This window comes from Litchfieldella rifensis (genome assembly GCF_042646605.1).
Lineage (GTDB): Bacteria > Pseudomonadota > Gammaproteobacteria > Pseudomonadales > Halomonadaceae > Litchfieldella > Litchfieldella rifensis.
In genome coordinates this window covers 230,440-245,497 of sequence record NZ_JBHRUG010000002.1, presented here as the reverse complement: position 1 = coordinate 245,497, position 15,058 = coordinate 230,440, and the positions used below count along the sequence as shown (strand labels likewise).

14 protein-coding genes are annotated in these 15,058 nt (G+C 63.4%); 6 read left to right on the top strand and 8 right to left on the bottom strand.

Annotated features, from left to right (window positions below):
• The first annotated feature begins 53 nt into the window (after positions 1-53).
• A complete protein-coding gene (locus ACFOEV_RS01655; RefSeq protein ID WP_386770945.1) occupies positions 54-1,217 on the top strand; it encodes a DSD1 family PLP-dependent enzyme in 1,164 nt (387 codons plus the stop codon).
• Complete coding sequence (locus ACFOEV_RS01650; RefSeq protein WP_386770943.1) at positions 1,217-1,612, top strand: RidA family protein; 396 nt, start codon at positions 1,217-1,219, stop codon at positions 1,610-1,612. Before ACFOEV_RS01655 ends, ACFOEV_RS01650 begins: the two co-directional genes overlap by 1 nt.
• Before the next feature lie 85 nt (positions 1,613-1,697).
• Here the strand turns inward: ACFOEV_RS01650 and ACFOEV_RS01645 are convergent, their stop codons facing one another.
• The 8 genes from ACFOEV_RS01645 to ACFOEV_RS01610 all read right to left on the bottom strand — a co-directional run bounded on the left by ACFOEV_RS01645 (position 1,698) and on the right by ACFOEV_RS01610 (position 10,162).
• Entirely contained in the window at positions 1,698-2,417 is a 720-nt protein-coding gene (locus tag ACFOEV_RS01645; RefSeq protein WP_386770941.1) for a cupin domain-containing protein, read from the bottom strand.
• A 75-nt stretch (positions 2,418-2,492) separates the two neighbouring features.
• Positions 2,493-4,052, bottom strand: coding sequence for an aldehyde dehydrogenase family protein (locus ACFOEV_RS01640; RefSeq protein ID WP_386770939.1), 1,560 nt, complete (start codon positions 4,050-4,052; stop codon positions 2,493-2,495).
• Complete coding sequence (locus ACFOEV_RS01635) at positions 3,950-5,227, bottom strand: NAD(P)/FAD-dependent oxidoreductase (protein WP_386770937.1); 1,278 nt, start codon at positions 5,225-5,227, stop codon at positions 3,950-3,952. The genes ACFOEV_RS01640 and ACFOEV_RS01635 overlap by 103 nt, the downstream gene beginning before the upstream one ends.
• A gap of 246 nt (positions 5,228-5,473) precedes the next feature.
• Entirely contained in the window at positions 5,474-6,649 is a 1,176-nt protein-coding gene (locus tag ACFOEV_RS01630) for a M20 aminoacylase family protein (RefSeq protein WP_386770935.1), read from the bottom strand.
• Positions 6,650-6,758: 109 nt separating this feature from the next.
• Positions 6,759-7,625 carry a GNAT family N-acetyltransferase gene (locus tag ACFOEV_RS01625; protein ID WP_386770933.1) on the bottom strand — a complete coding sequence of 289 codons (867 nt, stop codon included), beginning with the start codon at positions 7,623-7,625 and terminating at the stop codon, positions 6,759-6,761.
• Between the two features lie 136 nt (positions 7,626-7,761).
• Positions 7,762-8,625 carry a GNAT family N-acetyltransferase gene (locus ACFOEV_RS01620; protein ID WP_386770931.1) on the bottom strand — a complete coding sequence of 288 codons (864 nt, stop codon included), beginning with the start codon at positions 8,623-8,625 and terminating at the stop codon, positions 7,762-7,764.
• Between the two features lie 349 nt (positions 8,626-8,974).
• Positions 8,975-9,385, bottom strand: a complete 411-nt coding sequence (locus tag ACFOEV_RS01615) for a helix-turn-helix domain-containing protein (protein ID WP_386770929.1) — start codon at positions 9,383-9,385, stop codon at positions 8,975-8,977.
• Positions 9,386-9,493: 108 nt separating this feature from the next.
• A complete protein-coding gene (locus ACFOEV_RS01610; protein ID WP_386770927.1) occupies positions 9,494-10,162 on the bottom strand; it encodes a haloacid dehalogenase type II in 669 nt (222 codons plus the stop codon).
• 425 nt (positions 10,163-10,587) lie between these two features.
• Here ACFOEV_RS01610 and ACFOEV_RS01605 point away from each other — a divergent pair, with 425 nt between their 5' ends.
• From ACFOEV_RS01605 to ACFOEV_RS01590, 4 genes are all read left to right on the top strand, one after another.
• Complete coding sequence (locus tag ACFOEV_RS01605) at positions 10,588-11,472, top strand: GNAT family N-acetyltransferase (RefSeq protein ID WP_386770924.1); 885 nt, start codon at positions 10,588-10,590, stop codon at positions 11,470-11,472.
• A gap of 228 nt (positions 11,473-11,700) precedes the next feature.
• Complete coding sequence (locus ACFOEV_RS01600; RefSeq protein WP_386770922.1) at positions 11,701-12,627, top strand: 2-hydroxyacid dehydrogenase; 927 nt, start codon at positions 11,701-11,703, stop codon at positions 12,625-12,627.
• A gap of 182 nt (positions 12,628-12,809) precedes the next feature.
• Positions 12,810-13,304, top strand: coding sequence for an Lrp/AsnC family transcriptional regulator (locus tag ACFOEV_RS01595; RefSeq protein ID WP_386770920.1), 495 nt, complete (start codon positions 12,810-12,812; stop codon positions 13,302-13,304).
• Positions 13,305-13,536: 232 nt separating this feature from the next.
• The gene (locus tag ACFOEV_RS01590) at positions 13,537-15,018 is read left to right on the top strand and encodes an NAD-dependent succinate-semialdehyde dehydrogenase (RefSeq protein WP_386770918.1); all 1,482 of its coding nucleotides are present in this window, start codon (positions 13,537-13,539) and stop codon (positions 15,016-15,018) included.
• Positions 15,019-15,058 lie beyond the last annotated feature (40 nt).

Genomic DNA, 15,058 nt, shown 5'->3' with positions numbered 1-15,058 from the left:
CGTCTTAAACAGGCTGTCACGCAGCGAAATGTAGAATCAGGAGAGTCAATACAATGGTGAATCAGGCTGCCGTGGCGAGAGCCACGCTTCAAACCATCGAAACCCCGTGTCTGATCCTCGATGCGGACCGCATGGACCGTAACGTCCAGCGTCTGAAATCCCACCTGGCCACCCTAGGGCCCAGGTTGCGGCCGCATCTGAAAACAACGAAATCGGTGGAGGCGGCCAGGCGGGTCATGATGAGCGACGCGGGTCCGGCAACGGTGTCGACGTTGAAGGAGGCGGAGCAGTTCGCTACGGCCGGTGTGCGCGACATCACCTATGCCGTCGGCATCGCGCCCGGCAAATTGGGCCGGGTGCTGGCCTTGCGCGCCGCAGGTGTGGACCTTGCCGTCATTCTCGACAGTGTCGAACAGGCGCGCCTGGTCGCCGACGCTTCTCGCGAATCGAACACCCGCATTCCCGCGCTGATTGAAATCGATTGCGACGGCCATCGTTCGGGCGTGCTGCCGGACGACACCGAAAAACTGGTAGAGATCGGCCGCGCCCTCCACGAGGGGGGTGCTGAGTTGCGCGGGGTGCTCACCCATGCCGGCGGCAGCTATTCCGCTCGGGGCCGGGCGGCGCTCGAGCAGTGCGCCGAAGAGGAACGCGCGGGCGCGGTCAGGGCGGCACAAGCCCTGCGTGAAGCCGGGTTGCCATGCCCGGTGGTCAGTGTCGGGTCCACGCCCACGGCCCATTTCAGCCGGGACCTCAGCGGGATCACCGAAGTCAGGGCCGGCGTTTTCGTCTTCTTTGACCTGGTCATGGCCGGTATCGGCGTCTGCAAGGTCGATGATATCGCCCTCTCGGTACTGGCGACGGTTATCGGCCACCAGCCGGACAAGGGATGGATTCTCGTCGATGCGGGCTGGATGGCCATGTCCCGGGATCGCGGCACCGCCAAACAGGAGGTCGACCAGGGTTACGGCCTGGTCTGCGACGAGCACGGCAAGCCCTATGACGACCTGATCGTGGCGGATGCCAACCAGGAGCACGGCGTTATCGCCCTGCGCCCCGGCTCAACGGGTACCCTTCCCGATCTGCCGATCGGCACCCGGCTCCGCATCCTGCCCAATCATGCCTGTGCCACCGGCGCCCAGCATGGCAGCTATCAGGTGGTTCGCGACGGTTCCGATGTCATTGAGGCCGAATGGCCGCGATTTGGAGGCTGGTGATGGGCGATAGTATTGCAACAGTCCTGACGGATCAGGCCCCCGCGCCGGCCGGCCACTATGTCCAGGCCACGGTCTGTGGCGGGATGGTCCATGTGTCGGGCCAACTGCCGGTTCGTCCCGACGGCACCCATGCTCCCGAGGTCTCTTTCCAGGATCAGGCACGGCAGGCGCTGGACAATCTGCTGGCGGTGGTAAGGGCTGCCGGCAGTTCGCCGGAACGCCTTTTGAAGGTAACCGCGTATATTGTCGGCGTGGAGAATTGGCCACAATTCAATTCGGTCTATGCCGACGCTCTCGGCGACATCAAGCCAGCCCGCGCCGTGGTACCCGTTCCCGAACTTCATTACGGCTATCTGGTGGAAATCGACGCCGTCGCGGCAGTCGATTCGAAATAACCGGTGGAAGCGGGTTATCCCAACGAGTTGGCGTAGCAATGGAGGGGGGCCGGAAGAAGCCGATGCTTCTCCGGCGCGTTTCGTCTCAGTCCTGGACGTCTTGGACGACGTAGAACTTGGCTACGCGCTCGGTGCTTTCCCATCCGATGGGGGCGCCCTTGGGCACGAAGAGCGATTCGCCGGCGTTCACCGTCAGCGCGCCGCCCTCGGGGAGGGCAAACTTCACACTGCCCGCCACCAGATACATGAACTCATTCTTGCCCTGAGGCCGAATGATCCGATGATAACCGGTGGAATCCCACGTGCCGGCGAGACACTGCGTCTGCTCGTCGGTAAAGACGTTATCGCTGCGGCATTCCGGGGCCGGGCCAAGCAGGACTTCGGCGGGCAGGGTCGCGGATGGTTTGAAGTTGGCGTCTGGACGGAGCGAGGTGAGGCCAGGCATCGGTGAAGCATCCCCGGCGGCCGCGCAAAACACGAAGCGGGTGCCGGCCTGGGCCCGGATCTGAACGTCGGTTCCACGACCCACCACGACCCCCCAGCCGGGACCGACGACCAACGGCTCCGCGCCGGTTTCGGTCAGCGTCAGCTCGCCCTCGACGACCACGATGGTTTCGGTGTGCGGGAAGCTCGAAACTTCGAGCTCTCCCGCGAAGCTGACACGGCCCGCGGCCATCGCCTCCGGTCCCTCCCAGGCAATTTCACGATGCGGCGCGAAGGGGTCCGCCTCCCCGAAGGGCGTCTTGCGGAATGCGGTGGTGAGGGGGGCGCCGTCGGCGCGATGTAGCATTACGGCTGTGGTCATGATGGCTCCCGTGCCTGATCGCAAGTGAAAATGATGTCGTTGGTGAATGGCATTGCGCCGGGGCTGTCGTGGTCGTCAGGCCTGCTGGAAGCCGACGACGGCTTTCGTTTCCAGATACTCTTCCATGCCCTCGATGCCGTATTCGCGGCCGTTTCCCGAACGCTTGTACCCACCGAAGGGCGCGTTGGGGTCCCAGGCCGGGTAGTTGAGGTGGACCTGACCGGAGCGGATCCGCGCCGCCACGGACCGTGCGGTCTCGAGATCCCCGCTCTGGACATGGGCGCCGAGGCCGTAGATGGTGTCGTTGGCGATCGCCACGGCCTCATCGACACTGTCATAGGGAATGACACAGAGGACCGGCCCGAAAATTTCCTCCTGAGCGATCCTCATTCGGGACCGCACCTCGGAGAAGACGGTGGGACGGACGTAGAAGCCCCGGGTCAGACCCTCGGGTCGGCCAGGGCCGCCACACACGAGCCGTGCGCCTTCGGCGATTCCGACGTCGATCATCTCCCGCACCCGCTCGAACTGGGCGCGGTTGGCCAGGGGGCCATGGGTCGTCGCCTCCGAGCACGGATCGCCGACGACCATCCCGGATACCGCCTCGCACACGAGACGCTCCACCTCCTGGAGGTGCTGGCGGGGCACGATCATGCGCGTTGGCGCGCTGCAGGACTGCCCGAGGTTGCGGAAAGCGGCCGCCACGCCGGGCGCGATGGCACGGCTCAGGTCCGCATCCGGCAGGATGACGTTGGGGGACTTGCCCCCGAGTTCCAGAGCCACCCGTTTCACCGTCGGGGCGGCCGCCTGGCTCACCAGGACACCGGCCCGGGTCGAGCCGGTCAGCGAGATCATGTCCACGTCGGGATGGGCCGACAGGGCCGCGCCGACCCCGGGACCATCACCGTTGATGAGGTTGAAGACGCCCGCCGGAAGGCCGGCGTCCTGCACCACCTCGGCGAAGAGCAGGGCACTCAGGGGTGACAGCTCACTGGGCTTGAGCACCACCGTACACCCCGCCGCCAGGGCGGGGCCCACCTTGGCGGTGATCTGGTAGAGCGGCCAGTTCCAGGGAGTGATCAGGCCGCATACCCCAATCGGCTCGCGCCGGATGGCCGTGGTGCCGCGATGGGTGACGAAGGGATAGGTGGCCAGATTGTCCCGCGCCACGCGGATGTGCTCCGCCGCAAGCTTCACCTGAGTGCTGCGCGCGTAGCCGATGGGTGCACCCATTTCCAGCGAGAGGGCATGGGCGAACAGTTCCGCGCGCTCGAGGATCAGGGCGTGGATGCGATCCAGAAACTGGGCCCGGCTCTCGGGCGAGGTGGCGGCCCAGCCTGCGAACGCGCGCTTCGCCGCGGCCACCGCCGTGTCGACATCCGTGCTGCTGCCCAGGGCGATCTCGGCGACGGACTCCTCCGTCGAGGGGTCGATGACACCGGTTCGGGTCAAGAGTTCGGGTAAGGTCCACTCGCCGTCGATGAACATGCGATCGAGACGGTCCGCGTTCCTGAGATGGGCGATGGGTGAGATCATAGGAATCGATCCTTGAGACGGAAATAGGCGCCCACGATGGGCAAGAACCAGGGGGGGCCGAAGTGACCGGGAATGGCCGGCCAGTCGAAGTCTTTCCACGGATTAAGCTCGGTGCGCCCGTCCATCACCTCGGCCATCACCGTCCCCATGTAGGTCGACATCTGCGTGCCGTGGCCGCTGTAACCCATGGAATAGAAAATCCCGTTGCGCTCACCGGCCCGAGGCAGGCGATCGCGGGTCATATCCACCATGCCGCCCCAGCAATAGTCGATCCGGACGTCGGCCAGTTCCGGGAACATCTCGACCATGGATTTGCGCAGGATAGCGCCACTCTCGGCATCCGACTTCGGATTGGAGACGGCGAAGCGGGCGCGCCCTCCATAAAGCAAGCGGTTGTCCGGGGTCACCCGGCAATAGTTCACCAGGTTCTTGGTGTCCACCGTCATGCGCCGGGTCGGCAGGAGCCGGTCCAGCACCTCGACCGGCAGCGGCTCGGTCACGATAATGAAGGCCCCCACCGGCACGATACGGCGTCGGATCCAGCCCAGCGGGCCCACCTGGGAAGTACCGCTGGCGAGCAGCACCTGAGACGCGGTGATGCGTCCTTGGGGTGTGGTGACCTCGTGGCCCCCGCCGGGCAGGGCGCGCAGCCCCATGACGGGCGTGTGCTGATGGATTTGTGCGCCGCGACGGGCCGCGGCCTCCGCCAGGCCCGTCACGTAGCGTCCGACATGCATGCCGGCACCCTTCTCGAAGATCATGCCGCCGTAGTAGCGCTGCGAGCCCACCTCGCTCGGCAGGTCCGCGCGAGACACCATGCGCGTGTCGGGATCCGCTTGGGCGGCGAGCAACTCCTGGGTGCGGGCCAGCTTGTCGTAGTGCTCGGGTTTCGCGGCCAGCTTGAGTTTGCCCGTGCGCGCGAAGCTGCAGTCGATGCCCTCTTCCCGCACCAGCCGCTCCACCGTGTCCACCCCCGCATCGAAGGCGCGATAGAGGCGGTTGGCCGTTTCCACGCCCAGCTTCGCCGACATGGCGGCGTAGTCCTGGGCGAAACCGTTGTTGCACATGCCGCCGTTGCGGCCTGATGCGGCGCTGCCCACGGTCTCCGCCTCGCAAAGCACGACGCGCGCGCCCTTCTTCGCCAGGGCCAGCGCGGCCGAAGAGCCGGTGAGCCCGCCCCCGACGACGACCACATCCGCCTTGCCCGCCACCGGCTCCTTCGAGACGCCGGTGAATGCGGGGGCGGTATCCAGCCAGTACGACTTGAGTTGCATAAGATCCTCGCTTTGTCGCCGGTCTCAGTCTCAGCAGCCACCGCATCGCTGCCGTTATTTGATATCAGTGTAAGTTTCCCGGCGATCCCAGTTGTGCCGTTCTCCCTTGGCTCAGACATACTTCCCGCCGAATTGCGCAAAGCTGGCGAAACAAGATGCCGGGAGTTGCGAACGAGGCTGTGACGTCACCGAGCGGCTATCGGCCGCCTGTCTAACCGCTGTGCACAGCGGACGGTGTAGCAGTGTTCATTTTGAGGTCGGTTCGGAAGAGGCAGGCGCCAATGCGCGTTCCGCAACCGTACAGAACCAGCGCACGCCAAGCGGCAACGCTTCGTCGTTGAAGTCGTAGCAGGGATGGTGCAGCGCACACCCCCCCCCCTGCCCGAGCCAGAGGTAAGCACCCGGCCGCTCACGCAGGAAGAAGGCGAAGTCCTCCGACGTGAACGCCGGCCGCGCCGCGAGGCTCGCCTGCAGCCCCACGGATGCGGCCGCTTCGATCGCCAGCAGCGCTTCGGCCTCGCTGTTCACCGTTGCCGGATAGTAGCGGAGATAGTTCACATCGGCTTCGACACCGTGCGCGAGGGCGATACCTGCCACGGCGTCGCGCAGCGCGCCCTCGATACGGTCCTGCGCCGCAGGGTCGAAGCTGCGGACCGTGCCGGTCAAGGCCACCTCGGCCGGCAGCACGTTGTGGCTTGCCCCGCCGCTCACGTGCGTGACCGACAACACCGCCGACTCTGCCGGATCGATGCGCCGCGCGACGATGGTGTTCAGCTGCCCGACGAGCTGGCTTGCGGCCAGCAGCACGTCGGGCGTGAGGTGCGGTTGCGCCGCATGGCCACCGCGGCCACGCAACACGATATCGAAGCGGTCGGCCGCCGCCATTATCGGACCAACGCGCGTCTGCGCGTGGCCGAGCGGCAGGTCCGGCCAGTTGTGCAGGGCATACACGGCATCGCAAGGAAAGCGCTCGAACAGGCCCTGCTCGACCATCACGCGCGCACCGCCGTGCCCTTCCTCGGCGGGCTGGAAGATGAAGTGCACCGTGCCATCGAAGCGACGCGTGCGCGCGAGGTGTCGCGCCGCGCCGAGCAGCATCGCGGTGTGCCCATCGTGGCCGCAGCCGTGATGCACGCCGGCGTTACGGCTCGCATGGGCGAGACGCGACTGTTCGGTGATCGGCAATGCGTCCATGTCGGCGCGCAGACCGATGCTGCGTGTGCCCTGGCCGTGCCGCAGCGTGCCGACCACACCGGTGCCCGCGATGCCTTCGTGCACCTCGAGCCCGAGCTGGTGCAACTCCGCCGCGACGATGCCGGCAGTGCGCTCTTCCTTGAAGGCCAGCTCCGGATGCGTGTGCAGGTCGCGCCTCAGCGCGACCAACTCGGGCAACAGGTCGTCGATCATGTCGGTCGCCATCATTGTCCAGCCTCGACGAACGCTGACGAAGGCAAGTTCTCCAACGAATCTCTGGGTTCTGCCCCTTGGGCGAGAGGCGACTGAGACGTAACGCTGTTCATTTGGAGTGCTCCTAACCTAATGATTGACTGCAAAGTGCGAAGAGCCGGGCGTCCCCAGAGGGCTGCGGTGGCGTTCCCCGCACCATGGCCGTCACCGTATCAACGCGCTTCAAGCCTCTTGTTTCCAGCCATGAACCGAGGTCGGAGCTGGCCGGAATGTCCACCCGTATAAAGGTGTCCGGCAGTTTGGAGATGGCGTCCTCTATGAGGACCTGTGCGTGCGTGGCATCTTCCGCAACCACAGGACCGATCACATGGCCGCGGCCGAAGCGTCGGCAGGCGGCGTAACCCGTCACGACACCGTTGCGGGCAATGACGCTCAACCGCCCTGTCTGCGCCAGACACTGCAAGAGACAGCCCCTCGGCATACCGACCGTCTCGCTATCCAGCTCATCGATCATTGGCAGGTCGCTGACCTCGGCGGCCCGGACCCAGCCCAACTCCGGGGAGGGCAATCCCGGCACAGGCACACCTTGATGCTGGTGCACCTCTCCAATGGGCAGGAACCCGCGGCGACTATAGAGCCCCAGCCCCTCCTGTGTGGAATTGAGCAGCAGGGTCTGCGGCCCTGCGTCTTCCAGAAGCGCGTCGAATAGGCGTGCACCATATCCACGCCCCTGGGCCTCGTTCGCGACGATGATCATGCCGAGCGTGGCGAAGGCATGACCGTACTGCCATCGCATGGCGGTACCGATCAGCCTGCCAGCCTGCTCGAGCACCCAGCCCTCTCCCAGCCCCTGGGCGAAAGCCCAATCCTCCAGCCGATAGGGCCAACCCAACTCGGACGACAGCCCCAACGCCTGTTGCAGGTGCGCGGAAGTGAACCGTGCCAGCTCCGGCGCGCTCGCCTCCACTGTCTCGTTAGTTTGCTCTGACATGTCACCGCATCTCTGCCGTTCATTTGACATCAGTGTAAATTGCCCGGCGGTGTCAGTTGTGCCGTTCTCGTCCAGATCAGGCCTATTTTTCGCCGAATTGCGCAAAGCCAGCGAAACAAGATGCCGGGGAACGGGCTCAGAAAAACGCCTGGCTGGCGATGGCAAACTGGTGGATGCCGGGGTCCGCCTGTGGGGCCTCGCCCCAAACCATGGCCACCGGAGTATCGACGTGCGCTAGCCCTAGCTCGCTCAGCAAGGAATCCAGTCCGTGCTCATCGGACATGTCGATACGCACGAAGGAGCCGGTGCGCTTCGCAGCCAGGTGGCTGAGCAGTGCGCGGGCGTGCTCCGCATCGGGAGCGACCACCGGACCGATGATGTCGCCTTGTCCGAAGCTGCGCAGGATGCCGAAGCCGACCGGATTACTGTTATCGTCCTCGATGACGACGCCTTCAGCGGTGCGCAGCAGCTCGTTTACGACCCGTGTGCGCACCATGCCGGCGGCGCGGGAGGCCAGCTCCGCCAGCGCGGCGCCATCACCCGCTTCAGCGGCCCGCAGGCGCGTGCCCTGTGGCGGTGCGACGGGCACGCGAGGAGCGACCGTGCCCTGGTACTGGTGGACCTGGCCGAACACCTCGAAACCGAGCTTTTCGTAGAGGGGCTGCCCGGCCGGTGTGGCGTGGAGCAGGGTGTTGCGCTCGCCGATCGCCTCGAGCAGCCGATTCATCAGCTCGCCCCCGATGCCCCGCCCCTGGGCCTCCGGCGAGACGATGACCATGCCGAGCGACGCATAGTCGTCGCCGTGGGACCACCACAACGCGGTACCGATCACGTCGCCGTCGCACTCCGCCACGAAGCCGCTACCAAGGTGGTGCAGAAGCTGCCAGTCTTCCGGCCGGTGCCGCCAGTGCACCGCCTGGGAAAGGCCGTGCGCTGCCGGGAAGTCGCTTTCCAGCATGGAGCGATACTGGATGTGAACTGCTGTGCTCGCGGATGACATCGCGGTTCCTTTTGATTGCCTACATGTCTTTGTTTATTCAGTTATGTCTTTGTCTAATCAGAGACCTACCAAGGCCGGCAGACCACCCACCGCACCTTTGCCGTTCATTTGACATCAGTGTAAGTTGCCCGGCGATGTCAGTTGTGCCGTACTCGTCCAGATCAGGCCTATTTTCCGCCGAATTGCGCAAAGCCAGCGAAACAAGATGCCGGCGCACATCTCCTCGGCCGGGCATTCGAACTGCGGATCGACCAGATAAACCTTTACTTCACTCATGTATGATGCCGGGGATTACTTGCTGACGTTTCAGATTCCCGAATACGGTGGAGCCGAATGGCGCGTACGGAACTTATTGAGCTGCGGCTTGCATGCAGCGTGTTCTGTACTGACGCGGCGTCATTCCACACAGGCGTTTGAAGTGCCTCGCCAAATGGCTTTGGTCGAAAAAGCCGACCTCGCTGGCAACCTCCGTCGGTCGCTGCCCTTGCTCCATCAACGACTGCGCCTGCCAGACCCGTACCTGACTGACATAACGATAGGGGGAAACCCCGACACGTTGACGGAATTTCTTGGCCAGGCGGAAACGCGTCATGCCTACACGTTCCGCCAGATCGTCGAGGTTGATCGACTCGCGAAAATTCTCATCGATATATTGCTTGGCCATCGCGATCGCCAGCGCCGCGTCTTCCTCGGCTCCCGTCCCGTCGATCACAGAGTCGCAGTCATGCCATGCAGGTGAGCTTTTCCGATTCACGTTCATGCTCAGCACTCTCCAACCAAAGTCACCGGAATCTCCCGTGCGACCGGAAACGGGCACAGTTGCAGCGAAGACCTCAGTGCCCGCGCCAGGTTGTGTCTCAGGCCGCGATCAGAGCCCGACCAGTGCCGGCAGACCGCCGAGATCGCTAATCTCGTGATAGTTGTAGTAGGGAGTCGACGGCTCATGGCCTCGGGCGACAAAAACCTTGTTCTTGATTCCCATGTCGTGGGCCGTCATCAGGTCGTAGCGCAGGCTCGACGAGACGTGCAGGATGTCCTCCGGCCCACACCCGAGCATGTCCAGCATGTACTCGAAGCCTTTCATATGCGGCTTGTAGGATTGCGCCTGCTGGGCGGTATAGACACGATGGAAGGGCGCGCCCAGCTTCTCGATATTGTGCGGGATCTGCTCGTCCATCGCATTGGTCAGCGCCACCAGCGGATACTCCTTGGCCAGCTTGGCCAGCGCGTCCGGCACATCCGGCCACGGCCCCCAACTCGGGATGGCGTCATAGAACTTCATGCCTTCGTTGTCGCGGTATTCTATGCCCCAGCGCTTGCAGGTACGCTGCACGGCGTTGCACACCACCTGGTCGTAGGGCTTCCAGTCGCCGAGGACTTCGTCGAGCCGATAGGCCGCGAAATCGCGGGTGAACTGATCCATGTCAGCCGCGGCGATGCGATTGGCGAAAATTTCGCGCGCCGTAGGGGACATCTGAAAATTGATCAGCGTGCCGTAGCAGTCGAAGCTAATGTATTTAGGCCTCAAAGTGGTCATCTCGGTATACTCCGCTTATCCATGGGTTGGTGTTTATCCGAACTCCGCTTGCCCGGATTGACTGAATACTGAAGAGGCCCTCCTGCCAGAACCCTGCTCGGAACAGGCCTGCTCTTGGAACAATTACACCACCCTTGGAGAGCGACTTTGCCTCGATTTCACCTCACCCGAGCACAGAAACATTGGTATTCGATCCGCCGCACGGCAGAAACTGCCGCACAGAAAGCAGCGGCTATCGATTGCCCGGCTATCTCTCACCACCCCGGCAAGAACGTCCTAGTATTGGTGCGTCTCCAATGCCAGACTAAAATCCCCACGGTGGAACCTTTTACACATCGCCATCAGTGCCAGCCGTACACCATAGCCGATCACCGGTGCTGCTACGCCAGCCAGGCAGTCCCAGAAAAGAACTCGTCGAGGAAGTCATGTCAGTGTCCAACGAGATGTCAAAGCGCCTGCAGACCTACGAGCTGACGATAAGAGACATTCAGGAAGCCGATATCGACAAGCTGCATCAGTTGTCGGTCGGTGTCGGCTGGCCGCACCGACCCGACGATTGGCGCCTGCTGCTGCAACTCGGAAAGGGCTATGTCGGTTGCGACAAAATCGGCCGGATCGTCGGCTCGGCGATGTGGTTTCCGATGGGGGACGATTTCGTCACCATCGGAATGGTCATCACATCGCCGCGGCTCCAGGCCTTGGGAGCCGGACGCTGGCTGATGGAACATGTGATGCGAGAGTGCAGCGGCCGCTACATCCAATTGAATGCGCCCCAGGCAGCCCATCGCCTCTACGAATCCCTTGCGTTCAAACCTGTTGCGGTGGTTCACCAGCATCAGGGCGAGGCGGTCGAGCCCGGCGAGGTCCCAATGCCGGCCGGCGCGCAGATTCGCACGCTTGCCGCAACGGATCTGGTTGACATGGCCCAGCTCGACAAAGCCGCCTTCGGAGCGGACAGAACCACCATTCTTGCTGCGCTTCTCGACCGCTCCAACGGCACGGTGTTGATGCGCGACGGGGGCATGGCCGGCTTTGCGCTGTGCCGCAAGTTCGGCCGCGGCCATGTCGTAGGTCCGGTTGTCGCGAGCGATGCCGCCGACGCCATCGCCCTGACCGCTCCCCATGTGGCGGCTCATGCAGGAAGCTTTCTCCGGGTCGACACGGCCCAGACCATGGGCGGATTCACGGACTTCCTCAACCATTGCGGCCTATCGGAGTTTGACAGGGTGACAACGATGTCCCGTGAGCCAAGTCCACGGGACGATACCGGGGTCTACACGTTTGCACTCGCGGGCCATACCCTCGGCTAGCAGCCTGCCGGATTTGAGCGATAGGATTGCACGTTATCACCCACCGAATTTTGTGCCGGAAAGCTGAATGACACCGACACCATCTGCGCTTCAACCCTCTTCTGCGAAGGTCCCTGCCGAATTGCGGCCAATCCCTGCCATCAAGCAAGAACGTCCTAGTTGGTGGTGCCTGCGTGCCACATCCTCAATCAGGCTATTAACGAGTCCCTTAGTAAGGAACAATGAGAGATGAGTTTTCTCTACAAGTCCGAGCCAGTCCGCGGCGCCCGCTGGGCAGAACTGTTCGCGGCACAGGCACCGGAGATCGATTTTCATATATGGCCATCTACCGGCGACTCGACCCAGGTTCGCTATCTAGCCGCCTGGCAGCCGCCGGAAAACCTTGCCGATACCTTTCCCAATCTGGAACTGGTGTTCTCGATTGGGGCCGGTGTCGATCAGTTCGACCTCTCCAGTATACCGGCCCATATACCGATCGTACGCATGGTCGAAGCCGGTCTGGTCGCCGGCATGGTCGAATATGCGACGCTGGCCGTACTAGCCGCTCATCGCGACTGGATTACCTATGCCGCCCAACAACGCGAGGGCGTCTGGAAGCCGATGCAGGTCCGCACTGCGAGCTCGCGGCGTGTCGGGGTGCTTGGCATGGGCGTCCTGGGCAAAGCGGTGCTCGAGAAACTACACGGCTTCGGCTTCCAATGCGCAGGCTGGAGCCGCTCCGAGAAAGACATGCCTGGCATCGAATGCTTCGCCGGCGAAGACGGACTGCAGGACTTCCTTGCGCGTACCGATATCCTGCTATGCCTACTCCCGCTGACTGCCGAGACCCGTGGCATTCTTTCGCGTCAGCTGTTCCGGCAGCTTCCGCAAGGCGCCGTTCTGATCAATCTCGGACGAGGCGATCACCTGGTCGAGGCCGACCTGCTGGACGCCCTTGATAGCAACCAGCTCTCGGCAGCGATTCTCGATGTCTGTCGCGTCGAACCGTTGCCGCAGAATCATCCTATCTGGCAGCACCCACGCATCATGTTGACGCCTCATATCGCCAGCATGACCCAGCCGGATACGTCCGCTGAGGCCGTGCTCGATAACATCCGCCGTCACCGCGAAGGGTTGCCGCTGGTCGGCTTGGTGGACCGCGAGCGTGGTTACTGAGTCTGCCGCATCGCCCGGCTGTCATGCCATCATCGATGCCGTAGCGCTTGCGGTATTGCACTTGCTACAGCGCACGCGCGCTGCGATAACGGTCGTGAGCGACGCCCCCCACCCGGTTAATGGTGCGTCGCACTACCACCTGTTACTATCTGTCTGATCGACCGAACCGAGCGGAGTTCTCGATGAGCAGCGCACCTAAACTGGATCGCCTCGATATACGTATTCTGAGCCATTTACAGCGCCACGGTCGAATTTCGAATGTCGACCTGGCCGATGCCGTCGGCCTCTCCCCCAGTCCCTGTCTGACCCGCGTCAAACGCCTCGAGAAGGCGGGGTACATCACCGACTATAGCGCCAATATACAGCTCGAAAAGCTGGGCAGCATCCAGAGGGTCTTCGCCCAGGTTACCCTGGCCGATCACAGGCTCGAGGATTTCTCCCGGTTCGAGTCCTATATTCGCAAGGTGGACGAAGTCATGGAGTGTCATCTGGTAAGCGGCGGCTTCGATTATCAGTTGACGTTCCTGACCCGCAATGTCGTCCATTACCAGAGCATCATGGAAGATCTGCTCGAGCAGCGCATCGGCATCGATAAATATTTCAGCTTTATCGTGATCAAATCACCCATCGTCAAGAAGTACTACCCGATCGAAAACCTGCTCAGCACCAATGAGTGAATATGCGATACGACGGGCTCCCCCTCACCGACCCGGTCACGGCATAAGCTTCCGAATCCCCCCTGAAAAACGCACGATCCTGCGATTTAAACACTTCATTTCGACAGCCCCGATCGAGTGGAAATGCCTACCATAGTGTCAACGCCACGGCCTTCACGACCGGGCTGAAACCGGAGGCAGCGACATTCCGCCGCCCAGCATCGACTCCATCCGACATTACAAGGCAGCAGACATGGCTCTCAATCTCGATCGTCCCGACCTCCTGCGCTCCAATAACTTTATCGGCGGGCAATGGTGTAGCAGTGTCGGTGGCGCAAGCTACCCCGTCTGCGACCCGGCGATTGGTGAAGCCATCGCGGCCGTTGCCGACAGCACAGCAGCAGATGCACAGGCAGCCACTGTCGCGGCACACCGGGCGTTCGACGCCTGGCGTCAGCAGCCGGCAGCGGTACGTGCGCAGTTCCTCAAACGCTGGCATGCACTGATCCTGGAACATACCGAGGATCTCGCGCGACTGATTTCCCGCGAGCAGGGTAAGCCGATGTCGGAAGCGCGCGGAGAAGTGGCCTACGGCGCCTCCTACGTGGACTGGTTCGCGGCAGAAGCGGTACGCGGCTACGGGGACATCATCCCCGCGCCGGTGCGCAGCAAGAAAATGCTGGTCACCAAGGAGCCGGTCGGGGTGGTGGCCGCGATTACGCCCTGGAACTTCCCGCTGGCGATGATCGCCCGCAAGATCGCACCGGCACTCGCCGCCGGCTGTACCGTTGTCGCCAAGCCGGCCGAGGATACGCCCCTGACCGCTCTCGCGCTGGTCGCACTGGCAGAGGAAGCCGGGCTGCCGGCTGGCGTGCTGAATATCGTCACGTCCTCGCGCGAACAGGTATCCGAGGTCGTGGGCGCCTGGCTGGACGATGCCCGGGTACGCAAGATCACCTTCACCGGCTCGACGGCGGTCGGCAAGCTGCTCGCCCGGGATTCGGCGCCCACGCTCAAGCGCCTCTCGCTCGAACTCGGCGGCAATGCTCCCTTCATCGTATTCGAGGATGCCGACCTCGATGCAGCGGTCGAGGGCCTGATGGCTGCCAAGTTCCGCAACGGCGGCCAGACCTGCGTCAGCCCGAACCGGGTCTATGTCCAGGACTCGGTCTACGAGGCCTTCGCCGACAAGCTGGTGGCCCGCGTCCAATCGCTTCGCGTCGGTCCCGGCGATCGCGATGACAGCCAGATCGGCCCGATGATCAACGCCCGAGCCGTCGACAAGATCGAACGTCACGTGCAGGACGCCCTGGCCCGCGGCGCCAGTCTGCTGACGGGCGGCCAGCGCCTGAGCGGCGGCGATACCAATGGGCCGAACTACTACGCCCCCACCGTCCTCGGCGATGCCAGCCACGAAATGGAACTGGCGCAGGACGAGACCTTCGGCCCGGTGGTCCCCCTGTTCCGCTTCCGGGATGAGGAGGAAGTCGTGGACGCGGCCAACGACACGCCCTACGGTCTGGCCGCCTACTTCTACTCCCGCGATGTCGCCCGCCTCTGGCGCCTCGCCGAGCGGCTGCAAACCGGGCTCGTCGGCATCAACGAAGGCGCCCTCGCCGCCGAGTCGGCCCCCTTCGGCGGTATAAAGGAGTCGGGCTACGGACGCGAAGGCTCGCGCTACGGCCTCGATGATTACATGGCGACCAAATATCTGTGCCAGGGCAATCTCGCCTGAAACAATGCATGCTCGTCATGCCGTCATTGCACCACTTGCG